Raw genomic sequence first — 23871 nt, 5'->3', positions numbered from 1 at the left:
CTGCCTTCGCTTTGTAAGAAACCCGTCAGCCTTTAAGTGGCGCGGGTTTTCGGGCGGTTTGTCATCCGGGTGACAGAGTGCGGGAGCCGGCCGATGATAGCGTTGCCCAACAAAAAGCAACAGCGCCCGGCGCACGGAGACACAGCAATGCCCACGGATTTTGATAGCGGTTTGGCCCGCAACGCGGCCAACTTCGTCCCGCTCACACCCATCGAGTTTCTTGCCCGCGCGGCCGATGTATATGGCGATCGCCTGGCCATCGTGCACGGACCGGTGCGTCAGAACTGGCGCGACACCTACATGCGTGCGCGGCGCCTGGCCAGTGCGCTGTCGCTGGCGGGCGTGGGCCGTGGCGACACGGTGGCGGCGCTCTTGCCCAACACGCCGGCCATGGTGGAGGCGCATTTTGGAGTGCCGATGGCGGGCGGTGTGCTCAACGCGCTGAACATCCGCCTGGATGCCGCCAACCTGGTCTTCATGCTGCGCCATGGCGAGGCCCGCGTGCTGCTGGCCGACACCGAGTTTGCCGACGTGGCCCGCCAGATGGCGCTGGAGATTCCCGGCCTGAAGGTGATTGCCGTGAACGATGCCCTGGGCCCGCAGGCCGAGCCGTTTGGCGACACCGATTACGAAACGTTCCTCGCCTCGGGCGACCCGCACTACGCCTGGCAGATGCCGGCTGACGAGTGGGATGCAATTGCGCTCAACTACACCTCGGGCACCACGGGTGACCCGAAGGGCGTGGTCTATCACCATCGCGGCGCGACCATCAATGCGGTATCGAACATCCTGGAGTGGGATCTGCCCAAGCACCCGGTCTATCTCTGGACGCTGCCGATGTTCCACTGCAACGGCTGGTGCTTCCCGTGGACGATCGCGGCACGCGCAGGCGTGAATGTCTGCCTGCGCAAGTTCGAGCCGAAGCTGGTGTTCGACCTCATGCGCGACGAGGGCGTGACGCACTACTGCGCCGCGCCCATCGTCCACACCGCGCTGGTGAACGCGCCGCCGTCGTGGCGCGAGGGCCTGCGCGGGCCGGTGCGCGGCATGGTGGCCGGTGCGCCGCCGCCCGCCGCCGTGCTGGCGCAAATGGAAGCCATGGGCTTTGAGCTGACGCACGTCTACGGCCTGACCGAGGTGTACGGCCCCGCCGCCGTCTGTGCCGAGCAGGACGAATGGCGCACGCTGCCCGAGCATGACCGCGCCACGATGAAGGCGCGCCAGGGCGTGCGGTATCACCTGCAATCGCAGGTGGCGGTGCTCGATCCGGAAACCATGCAGTTGGTGCCGGCCGATGGCGAGACCATTGGCGAAATCATGTTCCGCGGCAACATCTGCATGAAGGGCTACCTCAAGAACGAGAAGGCCACGCGCGAGGCGTTTGCCGGCGGCTGGTTCCACACCGGCGATCTGGGCGTCTGCATGCCCGACGGCTACATCAAGATCAAGGACCGCAGCAAGGACATCATCATCTCGGGCGGCGAGAACATCTCCAGCGTGGAGGTGGAAGACGCGCTGTATCGGCACCCCGCCGTGCTGGCCGCTGCGGTGGTCGCCCAGCCGGATGCCAAGTGGGGCGAAACGCCCTGCGCCTTCGTTGAACTCAAGGACGGCGCCACCGCCACCGCAGAAGACCTGATCGCCCACTGCAAGACGCTGCTCGCGGGCTTCAAGGTGCCCAAGGCCGTGTTCTTCGGGCCGCTGCCCAAGACGTCGACCGGCAAGATCCAGAAATACGAGCTGCGCCGCAAGGTGAAGTCGACTTCGGCGATTGATGTGTGACACACGCTGACGGCGTGGGCGTTGCCTGCGCTGCCCGCCTGCAGAGAAAAGCCCCTCGCCATGGCGAGGGGCTTTTTGTATCTGGCAGCCTATCTGCCGCCACCCCTCAAGGCACCGCCACAATCGCCATCCCGCGCGGGATGTTGCCGGTGGCGGCTGACCCGCTGGCCACGGCGGTCAACTTGCCGGTGGTGCTGTCGATGCCGTACGCGCTGACGCTGTTGTCCACTGCGCTGACCACGTAGGCGAAGGTGCCGGCGGGGTTGACGAGCACGGTCACGGGTGCGGTGCCGGTGGGCGTGGTGTCGACCAGCGTGAGCGCGCCGTTGGCGGGGTTGATGCTGAAGACGCTGACGGTGTTGTCCAGCACGTTGGCCACGTACAGGAATCCGCCCGACGGTGCGATGGCGATGTAGAACGGGTTGGTGCCGGTCGCCACAGGTGAGCCCGATGCGGTGAGCGCCCCGGTGCCATCAATGCTGTACACGCTCAACGTGTTGTCTGCCGAGTTGGCCACGTAGGCAAAGGTGCCTGTGGGGTTCACAGCAATGAACTGCGGCGTGCCACCCGTGGCCACGACGCTGCCCACTTGCGTGAGCGCGCCCGTGCTGGCGTTGATGCCGAACGCCATGGCCGTGCCGGTGGCGTTGCCGCTGTCGGCGTTCACCACGTAGGCAAAGGTGCCCGCGCTGTTCAGGGTGACGGTGTACGGGTTGTTGCCCGCCGTGATGGGCGCCAGCGCCGTGAGCGCGCCCGTGCCGGTATCCACCGAGAAGGCCGACAGCGTGTTGTCTCCAAAGTTGGCGGTGTACGCAAACTTGCCGTTGGGCGTGCGCGCAATGCTGTACGGCTGCATGCCCGTGGGCGTGGCCGAGCCGACCACCGTGAGCAGGCCGGTTTCTGCATCGATGGCGAGCGTGGTGACGGTGCTGTCGTTGGCGTTGGCCACGTAGACGTACTTGCCTGCCGGGTCGATGGTGAGCGACAGCGGCCCTTGCCCCACGGGCACCGATGCGCCGATGGCCGTGGGCATGCCAGTGGTCAGATCGAGCGTGAAGGCGGAGATGGTGCCGTCGTTGGAGTTGACCGCATAACCGAACAGCGGCCGCGGCGCGCAGGCCACTGCAATGGTGCTCACGTTGCTGGTGCTGACAAAACCGCTGCCGTTGGTGACGGTGCAGTTCTCGCCCGAGGGCCGTGTGCCGACCGTGGCGGCATACGGTGCGCCCTGTGCCAGCGCCGTGGCGAACTGGAAGCTGCCGTCTGCGCTGACCGTGACCGCGTCGCCGCCGTTGTTCAACAGCGTGACGGATTTGCCTGAGGCCAGGCCGGTGACGGTGCCGCCCACGGAGTAGGTTGCCGGGGCAGGCGCGGGTGTTGGCGACGGTGACGGTGTGGGCGTGGGCGTGGGCGATGGTGTTGGTGCCGGCGTGTTGTTATTCGTCGGCGGGGTCGCGGCACCGGCATCGTCACCGCCACCGCAGGCCGTAAGCCCCAGCGACAGCGCGGCGGCCATTACCAGCGCGACGCCGTGCATGCCACGTGTGGGTCTGGAGGCGTCGGGTGGGATTGGTGCCGGTGTGGGTTGTGCGTGTGCGCCGCTGTTGCGCTGCGCTTGGGCGATCAAAAGCTCGGCCATGGCTTCCCCCGTTTCTGGTTGTCGCGGTTTGTTGACTCGCGTTTTCCCGAAGCATAGGTACTCGGGTTCGTACGCCGACATAGGCCAATTGACCGACAAAGCCCTCGGCTTCATGGACGGAGGCGGCGCTGTAGGTCTCGTGCATGTGATTGGCGCGATACTGGCGGCTCTCGTCTGCTCTGCTTCTTGCCAGCTACTTGCCCACACGCACTGCCAGCCATGTCCAACGCCACCCCGAACCACAACGCCGTCGTGATCCGCCAGCTGTCTTCCGCCAATGCGGCCGATGTGGCGGACTACCGCGCCATTCGTCTGGCTGCGCTCAAGGATTCGCCCGATGCATTCGGTTCAACCTACGAGGCTGAGGTTGGGCTCGCGATGGAAGCCTTTGCCGAGCGGCTGGCCACCACCATCGTGCTGGGTGCCTATGCGGCAGCGGCAGGCGGAGGCGACGCGCGCATCATCGGCATGGTCGGGTTCAAGCAGCAGACGATGACCAGGCTCGCACACAAGGGTTTTGTGTGGGGCTTTTACGTGGAGCCGGCAGCGCGCGGCCGCGGTGTGGGCGTAGCGCTGGTGGAGGGCATCGTGGCGGCGGCAACGGGGTTGGTCCAGCAGCTCACGTTGTCGGTGGTGCAGGGCAATGATGCGGCGCTGGCGCTGTACGAGCGTTGCGGGTTTGAAACCTATGGCGTGGAGCCGCGCGCGCTCAGATCGATCACCGGCTATGCAGATGAAGTGCTGATGGTGCGCTTCCTGCACGGTTAAGCCTGTAGGCGCAGCGCCTACGCGTGGGCGCAAGCGCTGCTGTACAGCGATCGTCGTATTGGGGCCGACCTTGTTACGCCGCTGCAACATACGGCGCGTTCAGCGGCACCGGGTTGCGCAGGCTCACGTTCAGCAGGTTCCAGCTGTTGATGGTGACGATCACAAAGCTCAGCTCGGCGATCTCTTCATCGCTGAAGTGCTCCCGCAGCCGGGCGAATTCTTCGTCGCTGGCATCGCTGTGCGGGGTGTTGGTGACCAGTTCAGCCCAGCGCAGGGCAGCGCGCTCGCGCTCGGTAAAGAACGGTGCCTCGCGCCAGCCGGCCACGGCGTTCAGGTGGCGTGGGTCTTCGCCCATCTTGATCAGGTCGTTCCAGTGCATGTCGATGCAGAAGGCGCAACCGTTGATTTGCGACACACGCAGCAGCACGAGGTCGACCAGCTTCGCGCCCAGCAAGTCGCGGCGCAGGCCGTTCGACAGGTTCAGCAGGTGGTTGAACGCCTTCGGTGCGAGTTGGAAGTAGGCAATGCGCGGGGCTTGCGACATGAGCGGCTCCTGAGGGTTTGGGTTGATGAAGGAGCAGATGCCGGCGGCGGGTGGCTGCCTTGCGTCGCTCCATACCCTGAAGACGCCCCACGCGGCCGGGTTGTGACAGCCCGGCCAAAAAATCTTCGTGTTTTTTTATGCGCCGATGTCGATGTGCGCCAGCTTGTCGGGATTGCGCACCACGTAGATGGCCACGATGCGGCCATTCTCGATGACGAACGACTGGGCCGATTCCAACGTGCCGCCCACGTAGCGCAGCAGGCCGGGTTCGCCGTTCACGCGGGCGTGCACGTAGCGCACATCCCCCATGGCGCGCACCAGCTCGCAGTAGATCTTGGTGATCTGGCCGGCGTCTTGAATGATGCGCATGAACGACGGCACCTTGCCGCCGCCGTCGCCCACCAGTTGCGCGTCGTCTGCCAGCAGGGCGCGGATGGCATCGCGCTGGCCTGTACGTGAGGCTTCAGCAAAGCGCTCAAGCAAATCCCGATGCGCATCGGGTGCGACATCGAAGCGCGGGCGTTCCTGCTGCACGCGGTCGGATGCGCGATGCACCATCTGCCGGCACGCGGCTTCGGTCTTGCCCAGCAGGGCGGCGATCTCCGCGTAGTCCTGCTCGAACACCTGTCGCATGAGAAACGCCGCGCGCTCTTCGGGCGACAGGCGCTCCAGTACCCACAACAGGGCCATCGACAAGTCGCCTGCCAGTTCCACGGCGGCTTCGGGCGAGGGCGCGTCGGATTCCGGTTCGACCAGCGGCTCGGGCAGCCACCAGCCGACGTAGGCTTCGCGCTCGGTCTTGACGGCGCGCAGGCGGTCGATCGACAGCCGGGTGACGACCGTTACGAGCCACGCCTCGGCCGATTGCAGCGTGGTCTGGTCGGTCTGGTGCCAGCGCATCCAGGCGTCTTGCAGCACGTCTTCCGCATCGGCCCGGCTGCCGAGCATGCGATAGGCAATCGCAAACAGGCGGGGGCGGGCGGCGGTGAAGATCGTGTCTTCGCTGTCGGTGCGGGTAGGGCTCGGGCTGCGCTGGGTCATGGCGGAGGTGTCGTCTAGGGATGATGCTCCCTAGACGGGCGGGCGCGGTCGGTTGTGACAGGGTGCGGCGATTATGCGGCGTTCGTCACATGTTGCGTGTCGGTCGCCGTCGCCGTCGCCGTTGCCAGCCACGGCGCCAGCGCCTGCTGCAGCGTGCCCAGGTCGATCGGCTTGCCGAGCAGGCGTGCGCCGGGGATGGGCTCGCCAATCTCGGCCTCCGTGCCGTAGCCGGACATCAGCAGCACATCCACATGCGGCTGCAGGCGCAGCAGCGTGCGGGCGAGGTCCGCGCCGGATTGGCCAGGCAGGGTGAGATCGGTCAGCAGCACCTGCACGGAGCGCGCGCGCGCCAGTGCGAGGGCGTCTTCGGCATTGGCCGCAGATACGCACTGCAGGCCGAAGGTGGTGAGCACCTCCCGCAAGGCTTCGCGCGAGGCGGTGTCGTCTTCCACCAGCAGCACCGTAGGCGATTGTGAAGCGTCGCTTGCCACCGGATGGCTCATCGATTGCGATTGCGCGGTGCGGCTGGCGCTGAGCACGTTGCGCACCATGCGCGCCAAGTCGTCACGCCGGTAGGGCTTGCCGAGCAGCGTCACACCGGGCGGCAGCCTGCCGTCGTGCTGCACCTCGTCACGCGTGTAGCCTGAGACGAGCAGCACCGGTAGCGGCGGCACGCGTTGCGCGGCGCGTATCGACAGTTCGCCGCCCTTGATGGGGCCCGGCATGATGACGTCGGTAAAGAGCAGGTCGATGGGCGTGCCGCTGTTCATGAGTTCGAGTGCGGCCTGGCCGTTGGCTGCCGTGAGCACGCGGTAACCGAGCTGGCTCAACATGTCGACGGCGGTCAGGCGCACGTCGGTATCGTCTTCCACCACGAGAATGGTCTCGCGCCCGCCCATGGGCGTGACGATGGTGTCGTGCACCTCCACGGCATCGTCCGGGGCCGCCTCTGCGCAGCGCGGAAAGTAGAGCCGCACCGTGGTGCCCTGCCCGACCGCGCTGTCGATGGCGATGTGTCCCCCGCTCTGCTTGACGAAGCCGAACACCATGCTGAGCCCCAGGCCCGTGCCGTGGCCGTCAGGCTTGGTGGTGAAGAAGGGCTCGAAGACGTGCTCGACCACTTCGGGCGGCATGCCCACGCCCGTGTCGGTGACGGAGAAGACGAGGTAGTCGCCGGGGGCAGGCTGGTCGCGCCCTTGCCCCTGCGTTTTGTCGAGCGTGATGTTCTTGGCGGAAATGGTCAGCACGCCATTGCCGCGCATGGCATCGCGCGCATTGATGGCGAGGTTCAGCAATGCATTCTCGAGCTGGTTGCGATCGGCCTGTACGTTCCACAAGTCGTCGGCCAGATGCGTTTCCACCTTGATGGCTTCGCCCAGCGCGCGGTGCAGCATCTCGCTCATGCCCTGAACCAGCCGCGTCGGGTTGACGACTGCCGGAGACAGCTGCTGCCTGCGTGCAAAGGCGAGCAACTGCGCGGCCAGCGTGGAGCCGCGCTGTACGGCCCGCGTGGCGGCGGCAATCCGATGCTGCACGCGCGCGTTGCCTGGCGCCTCGACGGAGAGCAGTTGCAGGTTGCCGGCAATCACCTGGAGCACGTTGTTGAAGTCGTGCGCCACGCCGCCGGTCAGGCTGCCGATGGCCTCCATCTTCTGGGCCTGGCGCAATTGCGCTTCCACTTCAGCGCGGGCAGACAACGCATCGGCCACGCGTTGCTCCAGCGTTTCGGTCAACTGGCGCAGGGCCTGCTCGGCGGACTGGCGTTCGCGTTCGGTCTGCACGCGCTCGGTGGTTTCCACCACGATGGCCAGCACGCCCGCCGGGCGGCCGTTGTCGTCAGGCAGCGGGCTGTAGTAGAGATCCAACCACACGTCTTCGGGGCGGCCGTTGCGCAGCAGGACGAGTTCCTTGTCGCGGTACGACAGCGTGCCGCCACCAAGGCAGACATCCATGACATGGCGGTTGAAATCGGCCACTTCGGGCCAGCCCAGTTCAACGGGGCAGCCAAGAAGATAGGGATGACGCCCGCCGGCAAACTCGGCGTAGGCGTCGTTGTAGACCATGTAGCCGTGGCGGCCCCAAAGCATGACCAGCGGTACCGGGCATGCCAGCACCATTTGCACGGCGGCACGCAGGCTGGGGGGCCAATCCTGGATCGGGCCCAGCTCAGTGGAAGCCCAATCGAATGCCTGCACGCGCTGCGCCATCTCACCGCTCCAGCCGAGGCAGTCATGGTGATGCGCGAGAAACGGCATAAGGTCTCCTGTCTGACGGGCGGCACAGTGCACCCGAGTCGCGGTCATTCTAGAAAATCGGGTGCCCGGCCGGTGTCCGCATTCAGACGGCTCAAAGCGATCCTGTGCACGCAGAAAACGTGCCCGAGGTGTCCTGCACGCTTTGCGAGGGCTGTCTATCATGAGCATCCGTACCCGCGCAGCAGCGCGCTTCGCATCAAGGTTTCCATCCACCACACGCCCACACTCCCAGGAGATTCCATGAAGTTGATCGGCATGCTTGATTCCCCGTACGTGCGTCGCACGGCCATTTCGCTCAAGTTGCTCGGGCTGCCGTTCGAGCACGCGTCGGTGTCGGTGTTCCGGCATTTCGATCAGTTCAGCGCCATCAACCCCGTGGTCAAGGCGCCCACGCTGGTGTGCGACGACGGCACCGTGCTGATCGACTCCACGCTCATCATCGATTACGCAGAAGCGCTGTCGGGCCGCAGCCTGATGCCCGCCGCCATTGCCGAACGGCAGCATGCGCTGCGCGTGATCGGCCTGGCGCTGGCCGCGTGCGAAAAGGCGGTGCAGATCGTTTATGAACACAACCTGCGCCCGACCGAGAAGGTGCACGGGCCGTGGGTCGAGCGGGTACACAGCCAACTGCTGGCGGCGTTGGGGGCGCTGGAAGCGGAGTGGAAGGATGCGCCGTTGCCGGTGGATCAGAATGAGCTGACGCAGGCCGGCGTGACGGTGGCCGTGGCCTGGGCCTTCATCCAGCTGATGGTGCCGGACCGCGTGCCGGCAGCGGACTATCCGCGCCTGGTGGCGTACTCGGCGGCGGCGGAGCAGTTGAGCGCGTTCCGCGAGTTGCCGATGGATGCGGTTTGATGGCCGCTCAGGCCGCCTGCGGCTCGATGTTGGCCTGACGGTACAGCCCGCCCACCAGGTCGGATTCGGTAACGATGCCGGCCAGCCGGCCATCCGCATCCAGCACGGGAATGTGGTGGTGGCCGGCGCTGGCAAACATCGGCACCAGATCCGACATGGGCGCAGTGGCAGCGATGGTTTGCACGCGCGTCTTCATGTGATCGGCCACGCGCGGCGGTGTGAGTGCGCCGATGCTGAACCAGCGGCGCAGCGTCTGGCGCATGTCTGCCGGCGCCAGGCCAAGCAGGTCGACGCGCGTGACGATGCCCACCACGCGCCGACTTTCGTCCACCACCGGTAATGCCTTGAAGCCATGCTGACGCAGCAGTTGCAGTGCGCGCGGGATCGACGTGCCGGCCGAGACCGTGACCACCGGCGTGGTCATGATGTCGGCGCAGGTGAGCGCGTGGAACGTGCGCGTGTAGGCCTGCAGCTGCATCTCGCGCAGCACGGCTTCGATGTCTTCGGGGTCGATGTCGAGCAGTTCGCTCTGGCGGCGCAGCGCGGCGACGATGTCGGCGCGGGTGAAGCCGGCGGCGGTGGGCGGACGTTCAGCCGCAGGCAGGCGTTGCGCGTGCGGATACCGGTGGCCGGTGGCAGCGTGGTACACCAGTGCGCCCACCAGCAGCAGCGCTGACTGGATCAGGATCGGCTCGAGTACGAAGCGATAACCCAGCGCATGCACGGCCGGCCCGCCAATCACGGCGGTGAGCGCCACCGCGCCCGAAGGCGGGTGCACGCAACGCAGCGCAAACATGCCGGCAATGGCTGCGGAGATGGCCAGCGCCGACGCAATCACCGGATCATCGACGAGCAGCCCGAACGTCACGCCCACGGTGGCCGCCACCAGGTTGCCGCCGATGATGGACCACGGCTGCGCGAGCGGACTGGCCGGCACCGCAAACAGCAGCACGGCCGAGGCGCCCATTGGCGCGACCAGCAACGGGATCAGCGTGGAGGCGCCCGGCACCATCTTCATCATCGTGCCGGTAAAGAGGATGCCGACGAGTGCGCCGACGGCGGAACGGACGCGTTCGCTCCAGCGCACCGTCACGGGGGCGGGAATGAAGCTGTGGAGCCAGCGGCGCAGGGCGGGATGCAGGGGTGAAGCGGACATGGTCGACGGGACGGCGATTGCCCGGACGAGGCTTCACCAAAGTCAAAAAACGCAGCCGGCGATTGTATCACTCTGTGACATAAAGCACTGTCAGCGCTGTCATGGCGCGGAACGCTCCAATGTAGGGCGCAGATCACGCGGATTTGTCAACGAAACGTCACGGTTATTTCATGGGACGTGCCGAGACTGCTGGGCTTTCCAGCGCTCTCTCCGGGTTGCAAGCCCGCCGCACCATGTCCTTTACTGTTCGCCCTGCGTTCTCTCGCCCGCGTCTTTGCTCCAGCCTCGTTGCGCTGCTCGGCGCCCTCGCGCTTACCGCCTGCGGTGGCGGCGAGGACACCACCTCGGCGCCGGTCGCCACCACGCAAGCCATTCCCGCGCCGCCGGCAGACCCGGGCTTTGTCGACACGGCGGCCGTGGCCAGCGGTGTACCGCCGTTCGTCGACAACATCGCCACCAACCAGCGCGGCGATGCGCGCTACGCCACGCTGGGCACCAACGCCGGTGTGCGCCTGTTCACGCGCTTTCTCGATCTTTGGCAGCCGCTGACGGAAATCGTCGATGCCGGCGTGAGTGCGCCGGCCAACGGGTCGTTCCCGGCGGTGGTCGCTTCCACGTGGACGGGCTTGCCCAATGACGGCACGGCCGGCGGCACGCAGCTCAATCTGCCGGTCTTGAACGCAAACGTTCAATACGTGGTGAACGCCACCACCAACCGCACGCAGGTGCAGGCCGATGCGGCGTACTTTGACGACCGCCGCGGCAAGGGCTACAGCGTGACCGACGGCATGGGGCCGCTCACCACCGCGTGGCGCACGCTCGCGCAGCAGACGACATCGATCACCACCGTGCCGGCCGATGCGACCACCGTGCTCTACAACGACAGTGGCAACAACACGGGCGTGGGCACCTCGGGCGGCAATACCGCCTTCGGCAAGGTGGTCGACCTGATCAACACGGTGGGCAACAACGCCTCCACCGAGCCGTCCAAGCGCTTCTACAAATACGCACGGCCGTACCGCTGGAGCAGCAGCGTGGTCGTCGTGCCGACGCTGGTGCCGGCCGAGAGCCCGACGCCCACGACCGACGGCGGCTTCATCAGCGGCCACTCGGCCGAAGCGGTGCGCGATACCGTGGCGATGGCGTACCTTGTGCCGGAGCGCTTCCAGCAGATCCTGGCGCGCGGCATGGAACTCGGCGAGAACCGCATCCTGGCCGGCATGCATTCACCGCTGGACGTGATGTCCGGCCGCATGATCGGCATCGCTGCGGCGGCGGCCAACCTGGCCGACCCGGCTAACGCCACGCTGAAGGCGGCGGCCTTCACGCAGGCGCACACCGCGCTGATGGCGCAGACCGGCACGGATGCCACGACCTTCCCGGCACTCGCCCAGTCCGGCACGCCCGCCACCGACCGCTTTGCCGATTACGCCACCAACCAGGCCAATTTCACGCGCCGCATGACGTTCGGCTTCACGCAGATCGGCGCGACGACGCTGGCACCGGTGGTGCCCAAGGGCGCCGAGGTGCTGCTGGAAACGCGCTTCCCGTACCTGAGCGCCGACCAGCGTCGCGTGGTGCTGAAGACGACAGAGCTGGCGTCCGGCTACCCCGTGCTCGACGACGCCGAAGGCTGGGGCCGCCTCAACCTGTTCGCGGCGGCTGACGGCTACGGCGCGTTCAACGGCAACGTGATCGTGTCGATGGATGCAACGCAGGGCGGCTTCAACGCGGCCGATACGTGGCGCAACGCCATTTCCGGCGCAGGCAAGCTCACGCTGCAAGGCACCGGCCGGCTGCGTCTGGCCGGCGCCAACACCTACACCGGCGGCACGCAGGTGGCAGGCGGCGTGCTGGAAGCCGATTCGGCCAACGCATTCGGTACGGGCGATGTGTATGTCGGCGCCGGCACGCTGGCGGTCAACGCGCCCGCGGCGGTGGCCATTGCGGGCAAGTTCACGCAGTTGCAGGGCACCACGCTTGATCTGGCCATCGGCCCGAACGGTCAGGGCAAGCTGAGCGTGGCCGGCCTCACCACGATTGCCGGCGGCACGCTGCACGTGAAGTTCGTGAACGGCTACGCGCCCAAGGTGGGCGACACCATCGCCGTGGTGGATGGCGCCGGCAGCAACCGGCAGTTCTCGACGGTGGTGGTGGACGGCTTCAAGGCCACGGCCATTTATACGGCTGCTGGCATCCAGATCCACCTGGACGCCTGATCGTTCATCTAAGCGGTAGCAGCACGTCCGTCACGGCTTCGTGCTCAGGCACGTCGGGGTAGAAGCGCACGCGCTGGAACAGCAACGGCGCGTCGCGCAATTCCTCGCCGCTGGCCGGCAGCCAATCGGCATACAGGTACGCCACGCTCTGGCCGAGCGTGTCGTCTGAGCCCGTGTGGCGCAGCACGGCGTAGCGGCCGCCTGCCAGCGTCTTGGCCACCACGCCCGCAGCATTGGGTGCGACCGGCGCGGGCGTGGCGGCGCAGATATCCATGCGAAACGCCTCGGGCGGCACATCGTCCGGGTTGTCGTAGACGACGTTGTACGTGGCCGAAACGCTCGGGTGCAGCCGATGCTCCCGGCGCCAGGCAATGAACGTGCGAATAGTCTCGCCCAGGCGCGCTGGGTCGCCGCGGTGCTCGATGGCGGCGACGGCCACGGCTTCGCGCTCGACGATCTCGACGGATTGGGTTTGCGGTTGTGCGGGCATGTGGTGGCGCCTGAGGGCGCGCAGCGCCTGTAGATCGGTGGCCCAGGACGCCCACTGCGGCGCCGCCCGAAATGCCGATGGCGATTGCCCCGCCTGCCTGCGGAACGCCCGCGCAAATGCTTCCGGCCCTTCGTACCCGCACGCCAGCGCGATGTCGGTGATGCGCACATCGTCGCGATAGGCGAGTTGATGCGCGGCCCGCTTCAAGCGCAGCAACTGCACATAGCGCCCGACGTTCATGCCGAACAGCAACGAGAACTGGCGGTGAAAGTGGTAGCTGGAAAACGCCGCCACGTTGGCCAGCCCGTCCACGTCGAGCGTGTCTTCCAGATGCGCGTCGATGTATGCGAGCACGGCGCGAAAGCGGGCGAGGTAGCGGTCGGTGGCGGTGGTCAATATGGGGCTCCTGGGTAGCGATACGGTAGCGGTGCGCTCCTTGGCATGCCTGACTGCAATTGCTGGATGCCGTAAAAAAACCGCCCCGAGAGGCGGTTTTTTTACGGCAGCGTGCGTGGCCTTAGGCAAACGCCTTGGCTGGCTCGCCGCTCAAGCCGGCTGCTTCACGCAGCAGCAGCGCCTTGTCGGTCGCTTCCCAGCTGAACTCCGGCTCTTCGCGGCCGAAGTGGCCGTACGCGGCGGTCTTTTCGTAGATCGGGCGCAGCAGGTCCAGCATCTGCACGATGCCCTTCGGACGCAGGTCGAAATGCTCCTGCACGAGCTTGGCGATCTGCTCGTCCGGGATCACGCCCGTGCCTTCCGTGTACACCGTGATGTTGATCGGGCGTGCCACGCCAATCGCGTAGCTCACCTGCACCTGGCACTGGCGCGCCAGGCCGGCGGCCACCACGTTCTTGGCCACGTAGCGCGCGGCATAGGCGGCCGAGCGGTCGACCTTCGACGGGTCCTTGCCCGAGAACGCGCCGCCGCCGTGCGGGGCCGCGCCACCGTACGTGTCGACGATGATCTTGCGGCCGGTCAGGCCGCAGTCGCCTTGCGGGCCGCCGATGACGAAGCGGCCGGTCGGGTTCACCAGGTACTTGGTGTCCGCCAGCATGTGCGAAGGCAGCACCGGCTTGATGATCTCTTCGATCACGGCTTCGCGGATGGCCTCTTGCGACATCTCCGGCGCGTGCTGGGTGGACAGCACCACGGTATCGACGCTGTGCGGCTTGCCATCCACATAACGCACCGTCACCTGGGACTTGGCGTCCGGGCGCAGCCAGGGCAGGCGGCCGTCGCGGCGCAGTTGCGATTGGCGCTCAACCAGGCGGTGCGCGTAGTAGATCGGGAAGGGCATCAGCTCGGGCGTTTCATCGCACGCGTAGCCGAACATCAGGCCCTGGTCGCCGGCGCCCTGGTTCAGGTAGTCGTCCGATGCACGGTCGACGCCTTGCGCGATGTCCGGCGATTGCTTGTCGTAAGCGACGAGAACGGCACAGCCCTTGTAGTCGATGCCGTATTCGGTGTTGTCGTAGCCGATGCGCTTGATGGTTTCGCGCGCAACGTGGATGTAGTCGACGTTGGCCGTCGTGGTGATTTCACCCGCGAGCACCACCAGGCCGGTGTTGCACAGCGTTTCTGCTGCGACGCGCGCATATTTGTCCTGGGTGAGGATGGCGTCCAGGATGGCGTCGGAAATCTGGTCGGCGACCTTGTCGGGATGGCCCTCGGAGACCGACTCCGAGGTGAAGAGGAAGTCGTTTGACACGGCTGTTAGCTCCAGATTGGCTATCACGTTGCCAATCCGTTAAGCCACGGCCGGCGACGCTTTAGCGGTATTTAGCAACCTTGCCGAGGTTTGTGGCCAAGCAAGGATTCGCCCCGCAAGTTGTCAGTTAACTCGGCGAATCGCGCTATTATACGCGGCACTTTTCGGGGCCGCAGCAAGGCCTGCCAAGACCCTGCTCCCCTGTCGACTGCGACCAACACATTGCAGCGTACGCACGCATGACCTTCCTCTACTGGCTGTTTTCTCGCCTGCCCCTGTCAGTGCTGCAGGCGCTGGGCGGCTGGCTGGGAGCGTTGGCCGCCAAGGTGCCCGGCCGCTATCACGACCGGCTCATCGCCAACTTCCGCCACGCCTATCCCGACGTTACGCCCGCCATGCTCAAGGAGGCCGGGCGCTCCGCCGGCCGGATGGTGTTCGAGATGCCGTACTTCTGGGTGCGCAAGAACGGGGCGGACGTCGCTCCGCACCTGTTCGACGTCTGCCGAACCATTATTGAGCGCGCGCTTGCCGACGGGCGCGGCCTGATCTTCCTCACGCCGCATCTGGGCTGCTTCGAGGTGCTGCCGCAGGCTTATGCGCGCGAGCATCCGGTCACCTCGCTGTTCAAGCCACCGCGCAAGGAAAGCTTGCGCACCTGGATCGAGCACATGCGCGCGGGGCCGAACATGCAGATGGCCCCGGCAGACCCGCGCGGCGTGCGCATGCTGGTGCGCGCGCTCAAGCGCGGCGAGGCCATTGGCATCCTGCCCGACCAGACACCCACCGGCGGCGAGGGCGTATGGGCGCCGTTCTTCGGCAAGCCCGCTTATACGATGACGCTGGTGCACCGCTTGCATCGCCTGACAGGTGCGCCGGTCGTGGCCCTGTTTGCAGAGCGACTGCCGCGCGGCGCGGGCTACCGCTTGCACGTGGAAAACATCGGCGATCTGCCCGAAGACGCAACGCAGGCCGCCACGCGCATCAACGCCGCCATCGAAAAGTTGATTGCCGTGGCGCCGACGCAATATCTCTGGGGCTACAACCGCTACAAGCATCCTAAGGGCGCGGACGCTCCGCCCGTTGCCTGACACTGCTGCCTTTATGGAACGTTTCTCTGCCAAACTCGGACTCGGCTTTTTGTGGCTGCTGTCCTTCCTGCCGTACGGTTTTGTCGCGCGTTTTGGCGAAGGCCTGGGCGGGCTGCTGTACCGCATTCCCAATGGCCGCCGCCGCGTGGTGCTGGCCAACCTGCGCGCGTGTTTTCCCGAGAAGTCCGACGCCGAGCGCGAAGCTATGGCGCACGACGTCTTCCGCAAGGTCTTCCGCAGCTTTGCCGAGCGCTCGTTTGCGTGGTTCGCATCGGAAAAGCGCCTGATGCGCGTGGTAAAGATCGACGACCAGGCCAACCTGCCGGCGCTGCATGGCCAGCCGCACATTCTCGTGACGCTACATCTGTCGGGCGTGGAGATTGGCGCGCTGGCGCTGACGGACTACCTGCGCAAGCACGTGGGAAACGCAGGCTGCTCGCTATACACGCGCATGGCCAACCCGGTGCTGGACGATGCCATCAAGGCGCTGCGCAGCCGCTTTGGCGCGACCATGGTGTCGCGCAACGAAAACATCCGCCAGATCATGCGCACCATCAAGCGCGGCGAGGCATTGCAGCTCATCTCGGACATGGATTTCGGCGAGCGCGACTCGGAGTTCGTGCCGTTCTTTGGCGTGCCGGCGCTCACGCTCAATGCCATTCCGCGCATGGCGTCGATGACGGGCGCCAAGGTCATCCCGATGTACACCGAGATCCTGCCCAACTACGAGGGCTATGCGCTGCGCATCCTGCCCGCGTGGGAGAACTACCCCACCGGCGATCTGACCGCCGACACGCGCCGCATGAACGCCTTCTTTGAAGACGCGATCCGCCCGCGCATCACCGAGTATTACTGGGTGCACAAGCGCTTCAAGCACCGCCCCGAGGGCATGCCGGGCATTTATTGATGCCGGGGGCCGGCCCGGGGCAACCGCGGCCGGCTCGCTTTAGAATGGGCGTTTTACGAACGCTCATCGCCGCATCTGTGCGGCCCGCCATGAAACTGCACTTCACCAAGATGCACGGCGCGGGCAACGACTTTGTCGTGCTCGACGGCATCCAGACCCCGATCGACTTCACGCCCGAGCAATGGGCTGCCATTGCCGACCGCCACTTCGGTGTGGGGGCGGACCAGCTGCTGCTGGTCGAGCGTTCGACACGGCCCGACGTCGATTTCCGCTATCGCATCTTCAACCACGACGGCGGCGAGGTGGAGCACTGCGGCAACGGCGCACGCTGCTTCGTCAAGTTCGTCACCGACCGAGGTTTGACCGACAAGCGCACCGTGCGTGTGGAAGTCATGAACGGCATCGCCACCCTGACGATGCAGGACGACGGCCAGGTCACAGTCGACATGGGCGCGCCGGTGTTCGAGGCGGCGCGCCTGCCGTTTCTGCCTGAAGGGCTGCCCACCCGCGTCGAAGGCGACGACACGCAGCACGCGCTGCAGATCAACGGCCGGACTGAATGGCTGTCCACGGTGTCGATGGGCAACCCGCACGCCGTGCAGATCGTCGACGACACGGAGGCCTTTCCCGTGCTGGAAGACGGCCCGCTGATCGAATCGCATGCCGTGTTTCCGCGTCGCGTGAATGCGGGCTTCATGCAGATCGTCGATCGTCATTCCGTGCGCCTGCGCGTGTACGAGCGCGGCGCGGGCGAGACACTTGCTTGTGGGACCGGCGCGTGCGCAGCGGTGGTGGCCGGCATCCGCCGCGGCCTGATCGATTCGCCCGTCAAGGTGGCCACACATGGCGGCGACCTGACCATCGCGTGGGCGGGCGTCGGCCAGCCGGTCATGATGACGGGCCCCGCCACAACCGTCTTTGAAGGCACGCTGGACCTCGATGCACTCAAGCTGACCGCCGCCGCGCATTGATACGCGGATACCGCACGGCGGCCGGCGCGTACGTCAGAACAACAAGGCAACAAGGAGGTACCGTGGCATCCAGCGGCAAGAACCCGATTGACTCCTGGTATTTCGACGGCAGCAGCAAGTTCAAGATTGCCAAGTTCGATCCTGCCGCCAAGCCGTGTACCACGGGCAGTAAGGCGGGTGACTTGGCGCGGCTGGCCGAACTCTCCGCGCGCATAGAGGCACTCCAGGACATTTTTTACGCTGAGCACCGGCGCAAGCTGCTGGTCGTGCTGCAGGGCATGGACACCGCCGGCAAGGATGGCACAGTACGCACGGTGTTCCGTGCGCTCGACCCGCTCGGCCTGCGCGTGGTGGGCTTCAAGGTGCCCACGCCGCTGGAGTTGGCGCACGACTTCCTCTGGCGCATACACGCACAGGTGCCGGCCGCTGGCGAGATCGTCATCTTCAATCGCAGCCATTACGAAGATGTGCTCGTCACTCGCGTGCATGGCGATATCGATGCCGCCGAGTGCAAGCGCCGCTACGCTCACATCAACGCGTTCGAGCAGATGCTGGCCGAGACCGGTACCACCCTCATCAAGTGCTTTTTGCATATCTCCAAGGACGAGCAGCGCGACCGGCTGCAGGAGCGTATCGACGATCCGCAAAAGCACTGGAAGCTCGGGATGGCGGACATTGAAGAACGCAAGCTCTGGGATGGCTACATGACCGCCTATGAAGATGCCATCAATGCCACGGCAACCCCGCACGCGCCCTGGCACATCATTCCGGCGAATTCCAAGTCGCATCGCAGCCTGATGGTGGCGGAGATTCTGCTGCAGGTGATGGAGCGGCTGAAGCCGGAGTATCCGGCGGGGAATCCGGCGTTTACGGGGTTGAAGATCGAGTAGTTGTTGGGCCTTGTTGGTCCATCCCTGCAGGGGATGTACCAAAGGCCAAACCAAAAAACAAAAACCCCGGTGAACCACTTCCACCGGGGTTTTCCAACAACACCAAAACTTTAAATCGCGCTAACGCCGTACTTATCGCGATAAGCCGCAGCCTTCTCCCGATACCCTGCCAGCGCGGGATCGCCCGCGTTATCGAGATACCCCAACAGGTCGTCGAGGTTGGCAATCGACACAACCGGCATCCCGTACTGAGCCTGCACATCTTGCACCGCAGAGCGCTCGCCGATATCCACAGCGTTGCCGCTGCGCTCCATCCGATCCATCAGGATCAGCACGGCGGCCGGCGTCGCACCAGCAGCGCGAATCAGCTCAACCGACTCGCGCACCGAGGTGCCGGCGGAAATCACGTCATCGACGATCACCACCCGGCCCTGCAGCTTCGCGCCGACCAGGCTGCCGCCTTCGCCGTGGTCCTTGGCTTCCTTGCGGTTGTACGCAAAACCCACATTGCGGCCCAGGCCCGCCAGCGCGACTGCGGTGGCCGACGCCAGCGTGATCCCCTTGTAGGCCGGCCCAAACAGCATGTCGAACTCGACACCCGAGTCCAGCAGGGTTTTCGCATAGAATTGCGCGACTTGGCCCAGCAGCGCACCGTCTGCGAACTTGCCGGCGTTGAAGAAATAGGGCGACGTCCGCCCCGCCTTGGTCACGAATTCCCCGAACGACAGCACGCCGGCTTCCACCGCAAAGCGGATGAAGGATTGGCGCAACTCGCTGTTTTGGCTCATCTTTTTTCTCTGGTCTGCAAAAAAGTCCCGCCATGTTACGCATCATTTCCGCCAACCTCAACGGCGTTCGCTCCGCTGCCAGCAAAGGCTTTTTTGAATGGATGGGCAAGCAGGACGCCGATTTCGTCTGCGTGCAGGAACTGAAATGCGCGCAAGACGACATGACGCCAGAATTCTTGGCGCCGCACGGCTACCACGGCGTGTTCCAGCATGCGGTGAAGAAAGGCTACAGCGGCGCAGGCCTGTACACGCGCCACAAGCCGGACGAAGTCATCGTCGGTTTCGATAACGGCGAATTCGACGCCGAAGGCCGCTACGTCGAAGCCCGCTACGGCAAGCTGTCGATCATCTCGGTCTACGTGCCGTCGGGCTCCAGCGGTGAAGAGCGCCAGCAGGCCAAGTTCCGCTTCATGGACCTGTTCATGGAGCACCTCAAAGACCTGCGCCACGAAAAGGGCCGCGAGGTCGTACTGTGCGGCGACGTCAACATCGTCCACAAGGAAATCGACATCAAGAACTGGAAGGGCAACCAGAAGAACTCCGGCTGCCTGCCCGAAGAGCGCGCGTGGCTGACCAAGCTGTTCGACGAGGTCGGCTATGTGGATGTGTTCCGCACGCTTGATCAGCGCCCCGAGCAGTACACCTGGTGGAGCAACCGCGGCCAGGCATACGCAAAGAATGTCGGGTGGCGCATCGATTACCAGATCGCCACGCCGGGCATTGCCGCCACCGCGCGCCGCACGTCGATCTTCAAGGACATCAAGTTCAGCGACCACGCGCCGCTGACGATTGATTACGACGCCAAGGTGCACTGGTAGGCACTTTATTGCGCTGCCGCAGAAAATTCTCCGTCAGCCGCTACAATGCAAAACTCACGCGCCGGCACCGCTTGCCGGCGTTGTCTTTGGCCCCCAGTTTTTTAGCGAGATCACCATGGCATTCAAGGTTTTCGTCGACGGTCAGGAAGGCACCACCGGCCTTCGCCTGCTCGACTATCTGTCGCAGCGCGACGATATCGAGCTGCTGCGTATCGCCGACGACAAGCGCAAGGATTCCGCCGAGCGCGCCAAATTCCTGAATGCCGCCGATATCGCATTCTTGTGCCTGCCGGACGTCGCCTCGCGCGAGGCCGTCTCGCTGGTCAATAACCCGAACACCTGCATCATCGACGCCAGCACCGCGTTCCGCACGTCGGACGACTGGGTCTACGGCCTGCCGGAACTGGCCCAGGGCCAGCGCGAGCGCCTGCGCAACACCAAGCGCATCGCCGTGCCGGGCTGCCACGCCAGCGCCTTCGTGCTGCTGATGCGCCCGCTGGTGGATGCGGGCATCGTCCCGGCCGACTACCCGGTCACCGCGTTCTCGCTCACCGGCTACAGCGGCGGCGGCAAGCAGATGATTGCCGATTACTTGGCAGCCAATAACCCGAAGCTCGACAGCCCGCGCCCGTATGCACTGGCGCTGGCGCATAAGCACCTGCCGGAGATGCGCGTGCAGAGCCGGCTGAGCCTCGCGCCGATCTTCACGCCGGTGGTCGGCAACTTCCTCAAGGGCCTGGCCGTGACGATCGGCCTGCACCCGCAGCACCTGGCGCGCAAGGTGAGCCCGACGGACATCGCCCGCGTGCTGGCCGATTACTACCAGGGCGAGCAGTTCATCCGCGTGGCGCCGGCCGACAACGTTGCGACGCTCGACAACGGCTTCTTCGACGTGCAGGGTGCCAACGACACCAACCGTGCCGACCTGTTCGTGTTCGGCTCGGACGAGCGCATGGTCGTCACCGCGCGCCTGGACAACCTCGGCAAGGGCGCGGCCGGCGCCGCGGTGCAATGCATGAACGTGCACCTGGGTGTGGATGAGGCGACGAGCCTGCACGTGGAAGCGCCGATTCCCGCAGCCGGTGCCGGGCACGCCGTGCGCGAAGCGGCGCCGGGTTTTGCGAGCTGATCGCCAGCTGAGCTGAAAAGAAAAACGCGCCTTCGGGCGCGTTTTTCTTTGGGTGTGCGGCTTACTTGGTTTGCGCGCCGGCCGGGATGTTGAACAACATGCCGCCGCCGTTGCCGCCCGCCATCACGCTCGGCGTCACGCCGTTCCACTTCTCGATGGCGGCTCGCTCGAGCTTCAGGCGCTCCCACGCCAGCAGACGGTCATCCAGCGACGAGGCGAGCGCATGGTTGGCCGCAGCTTCGCCCTCGGCAATCGCCACTTTCTTCTTGGCCTCGGCCTGGGCGGAGCGCACTTCGTTCTCGGTGCGGATCGCGTCCTGGATGGCCTTGGTCTTGGCGCTCACCGCATCGAGCAACGAGCGCGGCGGGCGCAGCGAGCCGACAATGCCGAACTGTTTGATCGACACGCCCAGCGGTGCAAGCCGCGCGTCCAGCTCGTTGGTCAGCCGCGCGACGAATTCTTCCTTCTTGCCGCCGTTCACGTCATCAAAGTTGTATTCGGAGCCGATGGCGACGATCACGTTGCGCGCGGTGTCGCGCAGGTAGCCGTGCGTAAACGTCTCGATCCGATCGGCGCGGAAATTGGTGTAGAACGCCGGCACTTTCTCACGATCGAGCTGGTACGAGACAGCCACGTCCACATTCACGGGCACGGCGTCCTTGGTGTTGAACGTCAACTCTTCGTTGAGCGCGCGGCCTTCATTCACGTCTTGCGTCCAGATCACGCGCTGCACATACGTCGGGTACTGGATGATCGCCGTCTGCACGGGGTTGTAGAACACGAACCCGGTGACGACGTTTTCATGCGTGATGCCGCGATCGACGAGTCGGTTGATCTTGATGCCCGTGTAGCCGGGCGGAATGATTTGCCAGTTCAGCAGGAAAGTCCGCCCGATGGCCAGCGCCGCAATGGCGCCAAAGACGAGCGCGAGCAGTTTGACCGGCAGCTTGCTTGCCGTGACTTGAGGCATGAGGGTTCCCCTTGCTTGTTGGTTTGCTTCTGAGGTGTGGCTGGCGGGGCGGGCGCTGCTTACGCAACGGCCCGCTTGCTGGCGCAGGAATCGTCAGCGATTCCCGTCAGGGATGGCCGCGCCCGGTGGGCGGGTGGTGGCAAGCGCGCTTGCCAATGATGATGAGGCGGTGAGCTTCAATACGGCCGAGGTGGCGCATTGCGATGCCCGGATGTTGCGATGCACAAAGTATAGGCGGGCGCCCGATTTTTGCGCCCCTCCGGAAGCACTAGAGCGCGGCTTCGAATGCGCGGGCGGCGCTGGCGTTCTGGCGCCGAATCAGGCGTCGGCGGGGTTGATGCGCGCGGGGTTCCAGCCCAGCGCGTTGTACACGTGATACCGCGCGATGCCGATCCACTCGTGCAGCGCGAAATCCGTCAGCGCAAAGTTGTACGCCATCGGCAAGGGCGACGCCGCGGCCTGCAGATCGTCGGCGCGCACGGGCACCGGCGCCATGCCGAAGTGGGTGAAATACAGCAGGCTGCGCCGAAGATGGATGGCCGACGAGACGAGCACCGTGCGATCCGCCGCGTATTGCGCCAGCACCGTGCGCGAGAACTGGGCGTTCTGCCACGTGTTCATGCTCTTGGGTTCCATCAGCACGTCGGCCTTATCGACGCCGAGGGCGATGAGTTCGCGGCCATAGACCGTGGCTTCCGACTCGCCGTGGTGACGGGCATCGCCACCGCTGACGAGAATCTTGCAATCGCCGTCGGCCTTGCGGCAGGCCTGGTACAACTGCGCGGCTTCCACCATGCGCGGGTAAGAGAACAGCCCCGGCTCTACTGCATCGCCCACGCGGAACGTACCCGCGCCCAGCAGCACGATGGCGTTGCGCGCGCCCCATTGGATGTGCGGCTCGTTCTCGAACGGCTTTTCCAGCGAATCGAGCAGCCACGCCGGCACCGGCCCGCAGCCGATCGCCATCACCAGCACACCCGAGAACACCGCCAGCCCGCGCGCAGCCCGACGTCGGCCGCGTGCTGCACACACCGCTGCCACGATCACCAGCACACACAGGATGGTCAAGCTCACACGTTCCTCCAGGTTGGCGCGCTATGCGCATACGTGAGGAGGCATCGTAAAGAGGAATGAACGGTTGCGCGACCCGTCTGCTTACGGGGTTGTTGCGGCAGGCTGCGGATTGGCTGAAGGCAGCAATCGGATGTGCCTGTCACTCCGCCGCGCCAATCTTCCCGAGCAACGCACGCAACATCGACCGCTCGGCCGGGCCCAGCGCCGCAAGCATGCGCTCCTCCGTCTTGACGTGGGAGGCAACGAGCCCGTCAATCAGTTCAAAGCCTGCATCGGTGAGGGCGATCTGCAGGCCGCGCCGGTCTTCGGGATCGGTCCTGCGGACAATGAGACCGCGAGTTTCCAGCCGGTCAAGCCGATTGGTCATGGCCGAAGTCGACAACATCATGTCCTTGGCCAGGGCTGATGGCGACAGCGCCTCTTCGCGGCCATTGCGGCGCAGGGTGAGCAGCACGTCAAATCCGGCCATGTCGAGCTCTGCCTCGGCCACGTTGGCGACGACCGCCTGCCGCAGACGTTCGCCCGCGCGCCAGATTTCACCGCAGACCGCCATCGGGCTCGGGTCGATGTCCGGACGCTCGCGACGCCACTGCGCGAGAATGCCGTCCATCGGCCCGCCTTGTGCCGGCGCTGAATTGCCTTGACCCATCGAACACCCCATCCTAGTATTTCGACATCAAACTACTTGATGTCGAATTTTAAAAATCGTACCGGGTTTGCGGGCCTCCAGCAATCGGCCTGCGTACGGCTTGCGTATTTCCAGCTCTTTTTGCAGGCAA

21 protein-coding genes are annotated in these 23871 nt (G+C 65.4%); 10 read left to right on the top strand and 11 right to left on the bottom strand.

Features of this window, described 5'->3' with window-relative positions:
• Positions 1–147: 147 nt before the first annotated feature.
• On the top strand, positions 148–1782 hold the full coding sequence (locus ACTJK4_RS00285; RefSeq protein ID WP_316870263.1) for an acyl-CoA synthetase: 1635 nt from the start codon (positions 148–150) through the stop codon (positions 1780–1782).
• Positions 1783–1888: 106 nt separating this feature from the next.
• Here the strand turns inward: ACTJK4_RS00285 and ACTJK4_RS00280 are convergent, their stop codons facing one another.
• Positions 1889–3421 (bottom strand): beta-propeller fold lactonase family protein, encoded by a 1533-nt coding sequence (locus ACTJK4_RS00280; RefSeq protein WP_440815188.1) that lies wholly within the window; start codon positions 3419–3421, stop codon positions 1889–1891.
• 219 nt (positions 3422–3640) lie between these two features.
• Here ACTJK4_RS00280 and ACTJK4_RS00275 point away from each other — a divergent pair, with 219 nt between their 5' ends.
• Positions 3641–4189 (top strand): N-acetyltransferase family protein, encoded by a 549-nt coding sequence (locus ACTJK4_RS00275; RefSeq protein ID WP_440815185.1) that lies wholly within the window; start codon positions 3641–3643, stop codon positions 4187–4189.
• 73 nt (positions 4190–4262) lie between these two features.
• Here the strand turns inward: ACTJK4_RS00275 and ACTJK4_RS00270 are convergent, their stop codons facing one another.
• The 3 genes from ACTJK4_RS00270 to ACTJK4_RS00260 form a co-directional block, all read right to left on the bottom strand.
• The gene (locus ACTJK4_RS00270) at positions 4263–4733 is read right to left on the bottom strand and encodes a carboxymuconolactone decarboxylase family protein (protein WP_316881665.1); all 471 of its coding nucleotides are present in this window, start codon (positions 4731–4733) and stop codon (positions 4263–4265) included.
• A gap of 135 nt (positions 4734–4868) precedes the next feature.
• Positions 4869–5774: an RNA polymerase sigma-70 factor gene (locus ACTJK4_RS00265; RefSeq protein ID WP_440477013.1), complete on the bottom strand. Its 906-nt coding sequence runs from the start codon at positions 5772–5774 to the stop codon at positions 4869–4871.
• Between the two features lie 71 nt (positions 5775–5845).
• Positions 5846–8029 carry a response regulator gene (locus ACTJK4_RS00260; RefSeq protein WP_440815181.1) on the bottom strand — a complete coding sequence of 728 codons (2184 nt, stop codon included), beginning with the start codon at positions 8027–8029 and terminating at the stop codon, positions 5846–5848.
• 240 nt (positions 8030–8269) lie between these two features.
• Here ACTJK4_RS00260 and ACTJK4_RS00255 point away from each other — a divergent pair, with 240 nt between their 5' ends.
• Complete coding sequence (locus tag ACTJK4_RS00255; protein WP_260803784.1) at positions 8270–8884, top strand: glutathione S-transferase; 615 nt, start codon at positions 8270–8272, stop codon at positions 8882–8884.
• Positions 8885–8891: 7 nt separating this feature from the next.
• Here ACTJK4_RS00255 and ACTJK4_RS00250 read toward each other — a convergent pair whose 3' ends face one another.
• A complete protein-coding gene (locus ACTJK4_RS00250) occupies positions 8892–10040 on the bottom strand; it encodes an HPP family protein (RefSeq protein ID WP_232041654.1) in 1149 nt (382 codons plus the stop codon).
• Between the two features lie 233 nt (positions 10041–10273).
• Between ACTJK4_RS00250 and ACTJK4_RS00245 the strand changes: the two genes are divergently transcribed.
• Positions 10274–12259 carry a phosphatase PAP2 family protein gene (locus ACTJK4_RS00245; RefSeq protein ID WP_440815177.1) on the top strand — a complete coding sequence of 662 codons (1986 nt, stop codon included), beginning with the start codon at positions 10274–10276 and terminating at the stop codon, positions 12257–12259.
• 4 nt (positions 12260–12263) lie between these two features.
• On the opposite strand, the gene ACTJK4_RS00240 is transcribed toward ACTJK4_RS00245, so the two are convergent.
• Both ACTJK4_RS00240 and metK read right to left on the bottom strand, forming a co-directional pair.
• Positions 12264–13145: an AraC family transcriptional regulator gene (locus ACTJK4_RS00240; protein ID WP_440815175.1), complete on the bottom strand. Its 882-nt coding sequence runs from the start codon at positions 13143–13145 to the stop codon at positions 12264–12266.
• A gap of 121 nt (positions 13146–13266) precedes the next feature.
• Positions 13267–14457 (bottom strand): methionine adenosyltransferase, encoded by a 1191-nt coding sequence (gene metK / locus ACTJK4_RS00235; RefSeq protein ID WP_232041657.1) that lies wholly within the window; start codon positions 14455–14457, stop codon positions 13267–13269.
• Positions 14458–14696: 239 nt separating this feature from the next.
• Here metK and ACTJK4_RS00230 point away from each other — a divergent pair, with 239 nt between their 5' ends.
• The 4 genes from ACTJK4_RS00230 (at position 14697) to ACTJK4_RS00215 (ending at position 18313) form a co-directional block, all read left to right on the top strand.
• Positions 14697–15545, top strand: coding sequence for a lysophospholipid acyltransferase family protein (locus ACTJK4_RS00230; protein ID WP_440815171.1), 849 nt, complete (start codon positions 14697–14699; stop codon positions 15543–15545).
• Positions 15546–15558: 13 nt separating this feature from the next.
• Positions 15559–16452 carry a lipid A biosynthesis lauroyl acyltransferase gene (locus ACTJK4_RS00225; protein ID WP_232041659.1) on the top strand — a complete coding sequence of 298 codons (894 nt, stop codon included), beginning with the start codon at positions 15559–15561 and terminating at the stop codon, positions 16450–16452.
• Positions 16453–16541: 89 nt separating this feature from the next.
• Positions 16542–17423 carry a diaminopimelate epimerase gene (dapF, locus tag ACTJK4_RS00220; protein ID WP_260803789.1) on the top strand — a complete coding sequence of 294 codons (882 nt, stop codon included), beginning with the start codon at positions 16542–16544 and terminating at the stop codon, positions 17421–17423.
• Positions 17424–17485: 62 nt separating this feature from the next.
• Complete coding sequence (locus ACTJK4_RS00215; RefSeq protein ID WP_232041661.1) at positions 17486–18313, top strand: polyphosphate kinase 2 family protein; 828 nt, start codon at positions 17486–17488, stop codon at positions 18311–18313.
• A gap of 110 nt (positions 18314–18423) precedes the next feature.
• Here ACTJK4_RS00215 and pyrE read toward each other — a convergent pair whose 3' ends face one another.
• The gene (gene pyrE, locus ACTJK4_RS00210; RefSeq protein ID WP_004635818.1) at positions 18424–19101 is read right to left on the bottom strand and encodes an orotate phosphoribosyltransferase; all 678 of its coding nucleotides are present in this window, start codon (positions 19099–19101) and stop codon (positions 18424–18426) included.
• A 32-nt stretch (positions 19102–19133) separates the two neighbouring features.
• Between pyrE and ACTJK4_RS00205 the strand changes: the two genes are divergently transcribed.
• Together ACTJK4_RS00205 and argC are read left to right on the top strand one after the other, a co-directional pair.
• Positions 19134–19919, top strand: a complete 786-nt coding sequence (locus ACTJK4_RS00205; RefSeq protein ID WP_232041663.1) for an exodeoxyribonuclease III — start codon at positions 19134–19136, stop codon at positions 19917–19919.
• A 115-nt stretch (positions 19920–20034) separates the two neighbouring features.
• Positions 20035–21048 (top strand): N-acetyl-gamma-glutamyl-phosphate reductase, encoded by a 1014-nt coding sequence (argC, locus tag ACTJK4_RS00200; protein ID WP_440815165.1) that lies wholly within the window; start codon positions 20035–20037, stop codon positions 21046–21048.
• A 61-nt stretch (positions 21049–21109) separates the two neighbouring features.
• On the opposite strand, the gene ACTJK4_RS00195 is transcribed toward argC, so the two are convergent.
• From ACTJK4_RS00195 to ACTJK4_RS00185, 3 genes are all read right to left on the bottom strand, one after another.
• Positions 21110–22018: a prohibitin family protein gene (locus ACTJK4_RS00195; RefSeq protein ID WP_260803791.1), complete on the bottom strand. Its 909-nt coding sequence runs from the start codon at positions 22016–22018 to the stop codon at positions 21110–21112.
• 318 nt (positions 22019–22336) lie between these two features.
• The gene (locus ACTJK4_RS00190; protein WP_440815162.1) at positions 22337–23092 is read right to left on the bottom strand and encodes a YdcF family protein; all 756 of its coding nucleotides are present in this window, start codon (positions 23090–23092) and stop codon (positions 22337–22339) included.
• 139 nt (positions 23093–23231) lie between these two features.
• On the bottom strand, positions 23232–23702 hold the full coding sequence (locus ACTJK4_RS00185; RefSeq protein ID WP_392397779.1) for a MarR family winged helix-turn-helix transcriptional regulator: 471 nt from the start codon (positions 23700–23702) through the stop codon (positions 23232–23234).
• Positions 23703–23871: the final 169 nt, after the last annotated feature.

The organism is Ralstonia sp. 22111, assembly GCF_052045895.1.
Taxonomy (GTDB): domain Bacteria; phylum Pseudomonadota; class Gammaproteobacteria; order Burkholderiales; family Burkholderiaceae; genus Ralstonia; species Ralstonia wenshanensis.
This window is presented reverse-complemented; position numbering and strand designations above follow the sequence as displayed.